The organism is Aliivibrio sp. EL58 (assembly GCF_900312675.1).
Lineage (GTDB): Bacteria > Pseudomonadota > Gammaproteobacteria > Enterobacterales > Vibrionaceae > Aliivibrio.
The window spans coordinates 341,069-356,770 of sequence record NZ_OMPC01000001.1 but is presented as its reverse complement, the minus strand read 5'-3'; the positions used below and the strand labels follow the sequence as shown (position 1 = coordinate 356,770).

At 45.2% G+C, this 15,702-nt stretch carries 2 protein-coding genes and 1 pseudogene; 2 read left to right on the top strand and 1 reads right to left on the bottom strand.

Annotated features, from left to right (window positions below; translation table 11 throughout):
• Position 1: 1 nt before the first annotated feature.
• Complete coding sequence (locus ED622_RS01485) at positions 2 to 1,351, bottom strand: HlyD family type I secretion periplasmic adaptor subunit (protein WP_122032200.1); 1,350 nt, start codon at positions 1,349 to 1,351, stop codon at positions 2 to 4.
• Positions 1,352 to 1,748: 397 nt separating this feature from the next.
• On the opposite strand from ED622_RS01485, the pseudogene ED622_RS20150 reads away from it, so the two are divergent.
• Positions 1,749 to 10,268 (top strand): annotated as a pseudogene (locus ED622_RS20150) (tandem-95 repeat protein); the annotation flags it as partial.
• 48 nt (positions 10,269 to 10,316) lie between these two features.
• Positions 10,317 to 15,569, top strand: coding sequence for a tandem-95 repeat protein (locus ED622_RS20145; RefSeq protein ID WP_371413422.1), 5,253 nt, complete (start codon positions 10,317 to 10,319; stop codon positions 15,567 to 15,569).
• Positions 15,570 to 15,702 lie beyond the last annotated feature (133 nt).

The window sequence follows — 15,702 nt, the reverse complement described above, 5'->3', positions numbered from 1 at the left end:
ATTACCTCTCATCAAATGCATCTTCGATAGCTGACATAACAGGTTTTGCTGCATATTCGATAACTCGACGTGATCCAGTTTTTACATCTGCAGTAAACTCCATATAGGGTGAAAGCTTGTATTGGGTTCCTCCTCGCTCGAGAAAATTTTGATTAATTTGAATTTCTGCTAAGTAGAATTCAGCATCTTCTTCTTCATAAGATGAGCGGCTTATTGAAGCAATTCGGCCGTCTAAAAAGCCATATTTAGCGAAGTTATAGGTGTCCATTTTTACTTTGACCGCTTGGCCAATTTCCACAAAGCCCATATCTTTACGCGGGATCTTAGCTTCGCCATGTAATGTGTTATTAATTGGCGCAATGTCAGCAATACTTTCACCCGGTGGGATGACCGCAGAGCGAAAATTGAAGTGAACTTTATCAACAACGCCATTGATTGGAGCATACACAATGAGACGATCGACCTTATCTGAATGCTGTGGAAGAAGAATGCGTTTGAGTTTCAGGTCTTTATTCGCTTGAATGATCTGTGCTTGATACTCGGAATTACGATTGGCGACTAGATCTCGGTGTTGTTTTTCAAGTTTATCGAGTTGAAAACGTTCATTCATAATGGATTCTTCGAGGTTTTCAATTTCTCGTACCATGTTAGATTCTTGTACTTGCATACTCAATACATCGACATAAGAGGCCATTTCTTCTTTATACAGAGTATTTTTGATATTGAGTTGTTTTCGAATTAAAGATAACTGATTTCTTGAACTTATCCGACGTTTCAGCATGGATTTGATGAGAGAGTTTTTGTGTTTAATATCGTGAGTGATGAGATCTTCGTTTGATTGATTCTTAGAGAACTCTTGTTTCCATGTATTAATATTTATTTGTGCGAGTTTTGGATATTTATCTAAATAGGAAGTGAAGTCCGGCTCTGTCATATCACGCAAATTTTCGTAACGCAGTTTGTCTAACTCTAGTTGAATTATTTCAGTTTCTACTGTATCTAGCTGAGTATTTCGGTCGAGTGAACGTATGCGAGCAATGGGTTGTCCTTCATAAACGACGTCTCCTTTTCTTACTAACATTTCATCCAAAATCCCCCCTTCTAAGTGTTGAACCTTTTCAACATCAGATTCCAATAATAACTCACCTCTTACTGAGACAACAATATCGATACGGGCCTGTGAGGCAACGGCAATAGAAATGACGGAAACAAGAAAAATGATTAACAAGGTTTTATGTACACTCGTCATCGCGCTCGCAAGGACAATGTTGTCATCTGCGGTCATATTAGATGACTCGCTATTGGAAACGAGTGCTTTTTTTAAGTGATGCTCAATCTTTTTGTTATTCATTATTCATCTGCTGCCTATTGACGCAATATTCTGAAGTAAGTGACCAAAATATTGCGATGTATTTAGGTTCGATTCTTATTATCTCAAATATTACCTAAATCTCTGAGTTATAGGTTATGAGATATTTAGTTAGTTTTTCTGAGCTAACGGTGATTTTAATTATAATTAAAGATCTTTTTTTAATTTATGGTAGTTCAGTAAATATAACAAGAATTTATTGTACTTATGTTTAATAAATTTGATTGGGATACATGATGGAAATTTAATTGATTTAAAAATTGATTTTTGGAAATTATATCCTTTAATAGCTTTGGGTAGGATAACCTTTGCTTTTAATTAAGGATAGTAAACACCGAAATGTCTAGCGCGTAATTAATATAAAAATCATCAGTTGGAAATGGAATCGGAGGTTGTAATGGCAGGTGAAAATCAAGGTAATCAAAATAATCAAGATCTTAATGAAGCTGTAGAGCAGACGGAAACGAATGAGGCAAGTTCATCTTCACAACAGCAAAATCAGCAAAATCAGCAGAATTCTATTGCATCGACAATTGCTACAGGCGCAGAAAATACAGATATTTTGGATGAAGCCAATCAGGCGATGACTGATGATCCAAGTGGAGCCGGTACAAATGATGATTCTACATCCGGAGCAACAGGAGGAGCCGTTCAGGAAGAAGGAGCCTCTGATAATGATAGTGGTGATGCTGAACAATCCAATGTGGTGGGTGGGACTGCTAAAACGAGCGGAGAAGAGGCTGCTTCAGGTAGCGGTGGGTCAGCTGCCGGAGTAGGTGCTCAGTCAGTAGGTGGTGACGTATCAGGCGCAGGGTCTGGTACTGATGCGGAGGGGAATGACGCACAAGCTCAAGCTGTTCAGACCTCCGCAGACCAAAGCGAGCCTTCTGCTTCCGATACAGGAATACAGCAAGAAATTGATGACTTTGATTCAGAAACCACTGATGAAACGTTTGTTGTTGATATCCAAGAGTCGAGTGATGCTGGAGTTTCTGAAGTAGAGGATGACTTTGACTCAGAGACAACCAGTGAAACCTTTAAAATCCAAGTTGAATCTGAAAATGATGCTGCAGTTGTTGATGATGTGGCGTATTCCATCGAAGAAGATGGCTCGTTAACTTTTACTGATGAGCAGCTGTTGGTAGGAGCTTCGGATATTGATGGTGATGATCTTTCTGTTTCTGATGTGTCTTATTCTGGTACTGATGGTGTGTTCACCGACAATGGGGATGGCACTTATACCTTCGCACCTAATGAGAACTTCAATGGTGACGTTGATTTAAGTTTCTCTGTAAGTGATGGCACAACCACCACTCAAGCAAATATTGATGTTACTGTAGATGCGGTTAATGATATTCCAGTAGCGGGTTCAACGACTTACTCTGTTCAAGAAGATAATTCAATCACAATTACTGACGCTCAGCTTCTGGCAAACAGCTCTGATGTCGAAGGTGATGTGTCGATCCAAGAGGTGTCTTATTCTGGTACAGATGGCATTTTTGCAGATAATGGCGATGGTACATATACCTTCTCTCCAAATGAAAACTTCTCAGGTGAAGTTAGTTTTGACGTTACGGTTGCTGATGAAGATGGTGCTATTGCACAAACCAGTGCAGATCTAGAAGTGATTGAAGTGAATGACCCGCCAATTGCCGGTTCAACGTCATACACTATTGATGAAGATGGCATCATCACCATCAACAATGAGCAGCTATTAGCAAACTCAAGTGATGTAGAAGGCGATGTATCAGTAAGCAGTGTAGTTTACTCAGGTACAGATGGTGCGTTCACTGACAATGGCGATGGTACCTATAGCTTTGTACCAAATGAAAACTTCAATGGTAACGTGAGTTTAGATGTTTTAGTTATTGATGAAGATGGTGCAACGGCTCAAACAACCGCAGGTATTGAAGTTCTCGCCATTAATGATGCACCAGAAACAACGGGTGTTCAGGCTGAAGTGGATGAAGACAATGCTATAACTATTACTCAAGAGCAGCTACTGGCAAATGCAACAGACATCGATGGTGATGCGCTTGTTGCTTCTAATCTTCAAACCAACGATCCAGATGCAATTATCGTTGCCAATGATGATGGCTCATTCACCATTACTCATACTGAAAACTTCAATGGCGAATTGGACTTCACATACAACATCAGTGATGGTGAAAGTGAAGTTCTGACGACACTCGACTTGAGGGTTAATCCTGTAAACGATGCGCCGGAAGCGGGCGATGAAATCTTTATTCAAGCAGAAGAAGATCAAACCGTAGGTGTTACTCTGCGAGAAGAGCCTGCATTGCGTTTAGATCAAGCACCAGAAAATGGCATCATTGAAGCGAATGTGAATGACGAATGGGTGGTACTGGAAGTAGGACAAGAAGTTCCTGCCGACACAGAAGTGCGCTTTATTCCAAATGATGACGCACTGGCTAACGGTACACACACCACGCAAATCGGTACGTTTGATGATAACGCGAGTGTCGATGATTGGGGTACAGAAGTCGACCCTTACACTCGTGAGTTCTCGGATGGCGACTTAACGGTAACCGTTCAAAGTAACGATGATCCTCTTGGTGCCTGGAATGGTAACACCCACATTGGTCACGGTATTGGTGATACCGACCGCCAAGGCCTAAGTGGTGATGAGAAACTGACAGTTTCGGTTGAAGGTCAAGACATCAATGAAATCAGCTTCCACCTTGATGGTTTGGGTGGCTGGTTCATGGAAGAGTCTCGTCACTTTACTGAAGTGGAAATTCGCGCTTTCAACGATGATGGTGAGTTAATCGATTCGATGACTTACCACAAAGAAGACCGAAGCAATTACGAGACTGACTATACCCTTACGGTAAATGAGCCAGTGTCTTACTTTGAACTTGGTACCGTGCAAGGTAACGGTACTTACGTTGTTCAAAATATGACGGTATCACAAACTTGTCATGATGAGGCGATATTTACTTCAATTGGTGTCGATGGAGCTGAAATCACTGAAACGATTAACCTGAATATTCATGAAGGTGACAGTGAGATTGAATTAACGGCAGATCTTCCAAATATCACAATTGATACGGCAGGCTCAACCGATTTTGCTTCTGTAATTATCACTGAAGAGCAATTGTTGGCGCAAGCATTTGATATCGATAGTGATAATTTAGATATCCAAAACCTAGAGCTAGTGGGTGAAAACTCAGAGCATGCTACGCTGACTGACAATGGCGACGGTACTTGGACGGTAACACCGGATGAAAACTTCCATGGTGAAATCGAACTTGGTTACCAAGTTACCGATGGTGAGCTGACAGACAGCAACATCATTAATATCAACTTCGAATCGGTGAATGATGCGCCAATCGTTTCTGGCCCGATTGTTCTATCGACAGACGAAGATGAAGGCATCACGTTCAGTGCGGATGACTTGTTAGCGAACACCACAGATGTGGAAGGCGATACGCTGTCTATTTCTGACATCACTTACGGTGGTGACAACGGTGAGCTGGTTGATAACGGCGATGGTACGTTTACCTTTATGCCGAATGAAAACTTCAATGGTGAAATCGACATCGACTACAAGGTGTTTGATGGTACTGATGAAGTTGCAACGCACCTAGACCTAACGGTTGTACCAGTCAATGATGTGCCGGTTCCGGGTGAACCATTGCATACTCAAATGCTTGAAAATGGCTCTATGATCATCGAAGCGAAAGACCTACTGTCTGGCGCAACCGATGTTGATGGCGACATTCTTCATGTTGAAAACCTATTACTTGCAGATCAAACGCAAGGTACCTTAACGGATAATGGTGATAATACCTTTACCTTCGAACCTGCAGAAAACTTCTACGGTGAAGTTAATCTGACTTTCGATATCAGTGACGGGCAAGCAAGCGCACCAAGTACAGCAAGAGTTGACGTTGAAATTGTCAATGAAGGCCCAGAGGTTAGTGGTCCAATTGAAGCTGCTGTTGATGAAGATGGTTCAATCACTATCACTCAAGAGGATCTGTTAGCGAATGCAACCGATGTTGATGGCGATAACCTTGAAGCGGTTAACTTTGCGACCAACGATCCAAATGCGGTTATCGTCGAAAACTCAGACGGTAGTTTCACTATTACACCAAGTGCAGATTTCTTTGGTGAGATTGAATTTACTTACGATGTCACTGACGCAATCGAAACTGTTGCCGCTGACCTCAACCTAACCGTAAACCCAATCAATGATGCGCCAGACGTGCCTGACATGTCTTTCACTACGGAAGATGGTCAAGCGATTACTATTACTGAAGCTGAGTTACTGGCACAAGCGACAGACATTGAAGGTGATGAACTGTCAGTTGTGAATGTGACGAGTGCAAGCGATACGGTAGAAGTAACAGACAATGGCGATGGAACATACACATTAACACCAGAACAGGGCTTCTTCGGTAATGTTGACTTAGCGTTTGATGTGAGCGATGGCACTGATGTGGTTGCCGCAAACATTGACCTAAAAGTTGAGTTCGTCAACGATGCACCAGAAGCGACGCCAATGGTGGCAGATGTCGACGAAGATGGTTCAATCCTCGTTACACAAGAAATGTTGTTGGAGAACGCGAGCGACCAAGATGGCGATGAGTTGTTTGCAAGCGCGCTTGAAACTAACGATCCAAATGCCAGCATTGTAGACAATGGTGATGGCACGTACACAGTGATACCTTCAGAGAACTTCAATGGTGATATTGCATTCACTTATGAGGTGAGTGACGGTGAGCTGAGCACGTCTAATGATATGACATTGACCGTTAATCCGGTGAATGACATTCCAATTGTTGCTCCAGGCATGTACCACATTGAAGAAGATGGCAGCATCCTCTTCACTCAAGAAGATCTGTTGAGTGGTGCGATTGATATTGATGGCGATAATCTAAGCGTTACTAGCGTCAACTACTCTGGCGATGAAGGCACAGTCACCGATAACGGCGATGGCACGTTCAGCTTCGTTCCGGAAGAGCATTTCAGTGGTGATCTGCAGTTCAGCTTTACTGTGACAGACGGTACGGATGAAGTTGAACAAGACATTAATGTTCACATTGAAGCAGTTGCTGATGCGCCTGACTTAGTTATTATGGATGGCGACGGCGTTAACGTTGATGATGAAGCAATTCTGGTTGAGCCAGGCGGCATTGTTGAGCTTAATATTGCGGCTGCACTGGTAGACCAAGATCTATCAGAAACACTGACTGTAACGGTTGATGGTGTGCCAGAAGGTTCCGTAATTAACTATGATAATGAAGGTGTGCTTAATGACCAAGACAACGGTATCACCAGTTATAGCGATACTGAAATTACGGTAACGTTTGAGGGTGAAACCGCGGGTTATCAAAATACGGCGGGTTATTACAAAGTTGATGAAGACGGTAATATCACGGGGGTTGAAGTTGTTTACGAAAACGCATCACAAGCTGGTGGTGGAGGTGATCTTGTTCCGGGACAAGATCAGTTCAGCTTCCAAGTTGCGGAAGGTGAAAGCTTTAACCTGTTCTTGATTCCAAACGGACATCAGCACAACGACTTTGATGCGATGCAAGACGGTCAGTACGAGTTCCGTGCTGCGGATGGTTTGCCAGCGAACATGGACACGGTTGATCCTCAACTTGTTTTTGTTGCTGCTGATGGAACCGAAACCGTGGTTCAAAGCCAGAATGGTGACGCGATCTTCCATGGTGGTTCAAGCTCTCAGCTAAACCAAGATGGTATCGAACATACACGCACAACGGTTAATGAAGATGGCGAACTGGTTTACGGCTTTGAAGATTTGTATGGTGGCGGTGATGCTGACTACACCGATTTTAATTTCACAATCGATGTCGGTGAAGTGAACAGCCAAATCTACAGCGGTGAAGTGACGGTTGGTCCTGATGGTTCGGTGAACTTACCAACAGCGGCTATCGAAAATGCGCTACAAATCCAGTTGCCAGAAGACTTCAACGAACAGCTTGAAGTTCATGTAACCGCAACCGCAACAGAGCTATCGAATGATGATTCTGAAACGGTATCTCAAACCATCTACATTAATGCGACAGGCGCGCACATTGAGCATGCACCGGAAGCATTACCTGTTGCAGCAACAGTAGAAGAAGATGGTTCTATCATCATTACGCAAGAAGACTTGCTAGCTAATGCTCGTGATCTAGATGGCGATCAGCTAACGGCTCTGAATTTAGCAACTGATGATGAGAGCGTTACGATTACCGATAACGGTGATGGTACGTACACATTAACCCCAGATGCTGATTTCAATGGCGATGTTAGCTTTACGTTTGATGTGTCTGATGGTGATGATGTTGTCTCTACCAACCTTGAGTTAACGGTTTCACCAGTGAACGATGGTCCAGAAGCACAAGACCAGACATTCACAGTCGGCGAAGATGGTGTGTTAACTTTCAATGACCAAGACCTATTAACAGGTGCGACGGACATTGAGGGAGACGACCTAAGTGTTGAAGGTGTAACGTACACTGGAACAGACGGTGTCCTAACTGATAATGGCGATGGCACATACAGCTTCGCACCAAATGAAAACTTCAATGGCGATGTGAACTTCTCGTTTAATGTATCAGATGGTACCGATACGGTAACCGCTAACATTGATGTGAGCGTGACGCCAGAGAATGATCCACCGGTTGCGGGTAGCACGTCTTACACGGTTCATGAAGACAACTCTATTACGATCAGTAACGAACAATTGCTAGCGAACTCTTCGGATATCGAAGGCGAAGTGGCGATTGATAGCGTGACTTACAGTGGTAGCGATGGTGTTCTGGAAATCAACGGTGACGGCACATATACCTTCTCTCCAAACGAGAACTTCAATGGCGAAGTTAGCCTTGATGTGGTTGTTGTGGATGAAGACGATGCAGCCGTATCGACTACAGCGGGCATTACGGTTCTAGAAGTGAACGATCCGCCAGTTGCTGGCCCAACGTCATACACTATCGATGAAGATTCAGTACTGACTTTCAGTGAGTCTCAAGTTCTGCTGAACGCATCTGATATTGAAGGTGATGTTGAGCTTGTTGAGATCAACTACGACGGTCCAGACGGCATCTTCTCAATTAATGGTGATGGTACATGTAGCTTCGCACCGAATGAAAACTTCAATGGCCAAGTGCAATTGGATGTAACCATTCAAGATGAAGACGGCGCTCAAGTTGATACTGTTATTACGGTTGATGTCTTACCAATCAACGATGTTCCAGTATCAGGCGGCCTAGCATACAGCGTTGGGGAAGACGGTTCGATTACCTTGAGCCAAGCGCAGCTTCTTTCTCAAGCAAGTGATGTGGATGGTGATGACCTTACTGCTTCTAACTTGATTGTTGATGGAGACGCGACGGTTGTTGCTAACGATGACGGCAGTTTTACCATTACGCCAGATGCGAACTTCAATGGTGACATTGACCTAACGTTCGACATTAGCGACGGTGCAGATACGCTTGTTGCGACGGCTGACCTAACCGTTAATCCAGTTAATGACCTTCCACAACCACAAGATCAAACGTTCAGCATTGGCGAAGACGGCATCTTGAACTTCACTGATGAAGACTTGCTGACAGGTGCTACTGATATTGATGGGGATGACCTATCGGTTGAAGGCGTTACTTACACAGGTGCCGACGGTGTTCTTACTGATAATGGCGACGGAAGCTACAGCTTTGCGCCAAACGAGAACTTCAATGGTGATGTGAACTTCAGCTTTGATGTATCAGATGGCACGGATACGGTTCAAGCTAACATTGATGTGAGCGTGACGCCTGAGAACGATCCACCGGTTGCAGGTAGCACGTCTTACACCGTTCATGAAGACAACTCAATTACCATCAGCGACGAGCAACTACTTGCTAACTCTTCGGACATTGAAGGTGATGTGGCCGTCGATAGTGTGACTTACACTGGCGGTGACGGTGTCTTTGAAGACAACGGTGACGGTACTTACACCTTCTTACCAAACGAAAACTTCAACGGCGAAGTTAGCCTTGATGTTGTCGTAACTGATGAAGAGGGTGCAACTGAAGCGACCACCGCGGGTATTACTGTACTTGAGGTGAACGATCCACCAATCGCAGGCTCAACGAGCTACTCAGTCAACGAGGACGAAGTTATCACCATCAGTTCAGAGCAACTGTTGGCGAACGCTTCTGATATCGAAGGTGAAGTGGCGATTGATAGCGTTAACTACACAGGTTCAGACGGTATCTTTACCGACAATGGTGACGGAACATTCAGCTTCGCACCTAACGCTAACTTCGATGGCGATGTAAGCCTTGATGTTGTCGTTACTGATGAAGAAGGCGCAACCGTAGCGACCAACGCAAGCATTGATGTTCTGCCTGTTAACGATGCTCCGGTATCGGGCGACTTGGCGTACAGCGTGGACGAAGATGGCTCAATTACTTTGAGCCAAGAGCAATTACTTGCTCAAGCGAGTGATGTTGACGGCGATGACTTAACAGCGGCTAACCTAACCGTTGGTGGTGATGCGACAGTTACAGCAAACGATGATGGTAGTTTCACTATCACGCCAGATGCTAACTTCAATGGCGACATTGATTTGAACTTCGACATTACCGATGGTGATGCGACGCTTCAAGCAACGGCTGACCTAACGGTTAACCCAGTTAATGACTTGCCAACAGTCGGTGAGCCACAATTTGTGACTCAAGAAGACACCAGCTTTACCTTCACTGAAGAGCAACTGCTGCAAAATGCGGGCGACATTGATGGCGATAACCTATCGGTTGAAAATGTTGCTTCAGATAGCGGTACTTTGGTTGATAACGGCGACGGGACTTACACATTCGCACCGAATGAAAACTTCGACGGTAATGTGAATGTGACGTTCGACGTGAATGACGGTACAGCGACAGTACCAGCAGAAGCGACGATTGATGTTCAATCTGTGGTTGATATGCCAGAGCTGTCGATTGCTTCTGACCTAGTGATTGCTTCTGACAACTTCGAGTCTGGCTCAAACGGTTGGAATACCGGTACTGAAAGCTCACAAGGCTTCGAATCTGGTGACATGCTAGGTCGTATTGGTGGCACTGGTGGCGAGGAGGCCGTAAGCAAAACTTACGACATTCCAAGTGATGTGAGCGAAGTTAATATCTCGTTCAGTTTCTACGAAATAGACTCTTGGGATGGTGAGTCGTTCCAAATCTTTGTCGGTGGCGAAGAGCTTACCTCGTTAGATAACTTAGCGTTCCGTACCGAAGATGGCATGACAACGTTGTACGATTCAGAGGGCAATGAAGTCGGTGAAGTCGTTCACGGCGTATCGCAAGGTGAAGGTTTCAGTGATTGGAACGACCAAGCACACCAAATCAACCTAACGGTACCCGTTGAAGACGGCCAACTTGAATTAGGCTTTGGTTCAACCCTGAATCAAAGCGTGATTGACGAGTCGTTTGGTATCGATAACATCGAAATCACAGTGTCTGACGCGGACTACCAAATCATTGGTACCGAAGATACGCCTGTACCACTTGATATTGATGCCGCTCTAACCGATACCGATGGCTCAGAAAACCTTGCTATCTTGATTGAAGATGTGCCAGAAGGCAGCTCACTTTCTGCAGGTATTGATAACGGTGATGGCACTTGGTCATTGCAACCTAGCGAGCTAGAAGGGCTAGAGTTTATCCCTTCAGGTGACTTCAATGGTGATGTGGTACTAACCGTTAATGCGACATCGACTGATGTTGATAGGGGCACCACCGCAACGGCAACACAAGATGTGACGATTCATATATCGCCAGCGAATGATGCTCCAGAAGTTGATGGTGATATCAGTGCCGTTACAGCCGAAGACAACAGCATCACGCTAACTCAAGAGCAGTTGCTAGAACACGCTGTTGACATTGATGGTGATGACCTATCAGCAATCAACCTAACCACCAATGATGAAAATGCGACCGTTCAAATGAACGACGATGGCAGTTTCACCATTACACCAAGTGAAAACTTCAACGGTAATATCGAATTTAGCTACGATGTCACCGATGGGGAAGACATGGTTGCTGCCGGCTTAGACTTGACGGTAACACCAGTCAATGATGCACCAGTGCCGCAAGACCAAGCATTCACTATTGGTGAAGATGGGGTTCTTAACTTCACTGACGCTGACCTGTTAACGGGTGCAACGGATGTAGAAGGTGATGACCTAACAGTCGAAGGTGTGACATACACTGGCGCAGAGGGGGTGTTCACCGACAATGGCGATGGCACTTATAGCTTTGCTCCGAACGAGAACTTCAATGGCGATGTAAACTTAGGCTTCACAGTGACTGATGGCACAGAGACAGTCGATGCTAACATTGATGTGACGGTAACGGATGTTAATGATGCGCCGGTTGCGGGTTCTACGTCTTACCAAATGAACGAAGATGGCACCATCACATTGAGCCCTGAGCAGTTAATTGCTAATAGCTCCGATGTTGACGGTGAAGTGTCGCTTGATAGCGTGAGCTACTCAGGTGCAGACGGTATCTTGGTTCACAATGAAGATGGCTCGGTAACGTTCGCACCAAACGAAAACTTTAACGGCGACATCAATCTTGATGTGACGGTTATTGATGACGACGGTGCAACGGCTCAGACTACCGCTGGTATTGAAGTCATTGCTGTTAATGACGCACCAGTATCGGGTGACTTGGCTTACTCAGTGGATGAAGATGGTTCAATCACGCTAAGCCAAGAGCAGCTACTTGCTCAAGCATCAGATGTGGACGGTGATGATCTTACCGCTGCCAACCTAACCGCAGGTGATAACGCTACCGTTACGGCAAACGATGATGGTTCATTTACCATTACCCCGGATGCCGACTTTAATAGCGATATTGACCTAAGCTTCGATGTTTCTGATGGTACTGAAACGGTTGTTGCAACGGCCGACCTTACAGTGAATCCAGTGAATGACATCGCGGTTGTAGAAGATGTCGCTTATACCATTGAAGAAGATGGTTCACTTACCTTTACAGACGAGCAACTGCTAGCGGGTGCTTCTGATATTGATGGTGATGAGCTTTCAGTTGCCGATGTGTCTTACACTGGCGCAGAGGGTGTGTTCACCGACAATGGCGATGGCACTTATAGCTTTGCTCCGAACGAGAACTTCAATGGCGATGTAAACTTAGGCTTCACAGTGACTGATGGCACAGAGACAGTCGATGCCAACATTGATGTGACGGTAACGGATGTTAATGATGCGCCGGTTGCGGGTTCTACGTCTTACCAAATGAACGAAGATGGCACCATCACATTGAGCCCTGAGCAGTTAATTGCTAATAGCTCTGATGTTGATGGTGAAGTGTCGCTTGATAGCGTGAGCTACTCAGGTGCAGACGGTATCTTGGTTCACAATGAAGATGGCTCGGTAACGTTCGCACCAAACGAAAACTTTAATGGTAACATCAGCCTAGATGTGGTCGTGACCGATGATGACGGTGCAACTGCAACAACAACGGCAGGAATCGAAGTTCTGGCTGTGAACGATGGACCTGAATCTGAGGATGTGCAACTAACCACAGCCGAAGACAGCACCATTCTTATCACACAAGACATGTTGTTGGCTCAAGCTACCGACATCGATAACACCGCAGACGAGCTGTCAGCTTCTGGTCTACAAATCGACCCTAGCTTCGGTGAGCTGTTAGATAACGAAGATGGTACTTGGTCATTTACGCCAAACGAAAACTTCAATGGCGATGTGCCAATGACGTTTAACGTTAGCGATGGCCAAGAGACTATTTCAGTCGATGGCAACATCGATGTCACGCCAGTGAATGATGCACCTGAAGCGCCAACCATTGAGATGCGAGGCGAAGAAGATGTGGTCATGGTGATTGACCCTGCTTACATCGCGGGTCAAGTAACAGACCTTGATGGCGACGAGATCAGCATTGAGAGCATCACGGTTCGAGCTCCAGCGAACGCGACCTTAACTCAGCAACCAGACGGCATGTATCACTTAGTGACTACTCAAGACTTCAATGGCTTAGTAGAACTGGGTTATCAAGCTACTGACGGTGAAGAAGTGGTTGATGGGTCGCTGAATGTGGATGTCATTCCTGTTAACGACGCACCATTCAACGTCGGCAACGCAATGATGACCACAAACGAAGATGGCGCGTTCACCTTCGATGCTGGCGACTTGATGAACTTGTTTGGTGACATTGATACCGCTGACCTTGTTGTTTCTCGCATTATCACCGCAGACGGTGAAGATGGCGGAGAAGTAACAGATAACGGTGATGGAACTTGGACATTTACACCAACAGGCGACTTTGCGGGCGTTTCTGACCTACAAGTGGTTGTGAGTGACGGTGAGTTTGAAACGGTTCTCGATGTTCCTGTGTTCGTACGTCCTGTCGCAGATGGCGCGGTTATTTCAACTGACCATGACGGTCCATTGGTGTTCGGTGAAGATGAAACGGGTCACTTGGGACTGAACGTTGGCCTAGTCGATGACTCAGAAACACTAAGCAACTTGGTGATGACAGGTTTCCCTGTTGGATTCGAGGTAACCGATGGTGTGAATACCGTGATGATCACCGAACCGGGTCAATACATCGACCTGTTCGACTGGGATATATCAAACATTCAAATGACGCCTCCTGAGGACTTCCATGGTGAGTTCTTCGTGACCGTAAGTGCAACAACCGTTGATTACGGAGATGAGCCAGAAGCGTTTGATGATGGTATCGATACGGGTGATTTCGAAACCGTAGCGGGTGCTTCAATTATCCTCACTGCGGAAGATCTAATCGGATTGGCTGAGAATGTGGATGCAGACAGCGATGATGAAGTGAAACTGGTTCATCTTGCCGACCGCAGCCAAGGTGAGATTGTCGATAATGGCGATGGCACTTGGACGTTCACACCAGCACCAGGCTTCACTGGCGAAGCAGACATTGCTTACGTAGTTGATAAAGATGGTGTGCTTCATGATGAGCAAACTGGCGTAGTCGTGAAAGAAGGCGACTCGCAAGAGAATGCAGCACCAGAAGTTAACAGCATCACGACGACGGAAATCGCAGCAGATGCTACCTTATCGTTCACTGATGAAGACATGTTAGCGAACCTGAGCGATGCAGAAGGCGACAGCTTGAGCATTGAATCAGTAAGCTTGATGGAAGGTCAGGGCGTAATTGAGAGCGATAATCAAGGTAACTATCAATTCACACCTGCTGAAGACTACACCGGCGATGTTCAAGTTGGATTTATAGCGACCGATGGCGAAAATCGCATCGAAAGCTTCTTCAATGTGGATATCCAAGGCGGAGATGAAGCGGCGGCGAGTGAAGGTTATACCTTAGCTGATGATGGTTCACTAACTATCACGGATGCACAGCTGGTGGATGAGTTGGGCGTGAGTGATTCTGCACAAGTTGTTGATGTTGCAGACGCGAACGATGCTGGCTTCTTTGCCGAATCAGGTGAAGGTGAGTGGACTTACTGGCCGAACGAAGACTTCGATGGCAATTTAGCGATGAATGTTGAAGTTAACGACGGCGGTGAAGTATCAAGTCACAGCTTAAGTATCCAAGTTGAAGATGATTCAGTACAAAGTGATGAACCACAAGTCCAAGCTGCTCAAGCAACAGAAGAGCAACAAGTGGAAGTGGCTCAACAAGCTGATGACCAAGCTCAAGATGCTGAAACTGAAGATAGTACAGCAGATGTAACAGCGGCACCGGGCGATACCATCTCTATCTCGATTCCAGATGAGGTGAGTGGTAACGAATCGGTTGATTACGCTGATATGTCTGGCTTACCTGAAGGCGCTACTGTGAGCAACGCACTGGATAACGGTGATGGTAGCTTCACAATCAGTGGCAACCTAGAGCAGCCTGTATCTGTCGAACTACCAGAAGGTTACGAAGGTACTAGCGAGATCCAATTCCAAGGTTATGACGAATTGGGTAGCTCAATAGACGGTGCTAGCGGTTCTGTTGAAGTTGAGGTTGATGAGCAATATGTAATGCAAGCCTCTACTCAAGAGCAACCAACAGATATGTCTAGTATGGAATCTGGAGGTACAGGTTGGACGAACGATGATAACCAAGAACAAGGAGTCGACTTTACTGATGATTCAGGTAGCTTCGATTCGGATTCTCAATCATCATCAGACCATAATCATGATATTGATACATCAATTTAACCCAAGAGATAAAAGGGCTGCGTAAAACTGCCCTTATTAAGCCATGAAAGCGTGTGTTTTCATGGCTTTTTTATGGGAATTTATTATGGATAATAGAAGGTTCTGTCCTATAGTAATTATATGTATTGAATTA

Coding starts and splice junctions, on each gene's coding strand:
- ED622_RS20145 (WP_371413422.1), top strand. CDS start 10,317: ATGCCAGAGCTGTCGATTGCTTCTGACCTAGTGATTGCTTCTGACAAC.
- ED622_RS01485 (WP_122032200.1), bottom strand. CDS start 1,351: ATGAATAACAAAAAGATTGAGCATCACTTAAAAAAAGCACTCGTTTCC.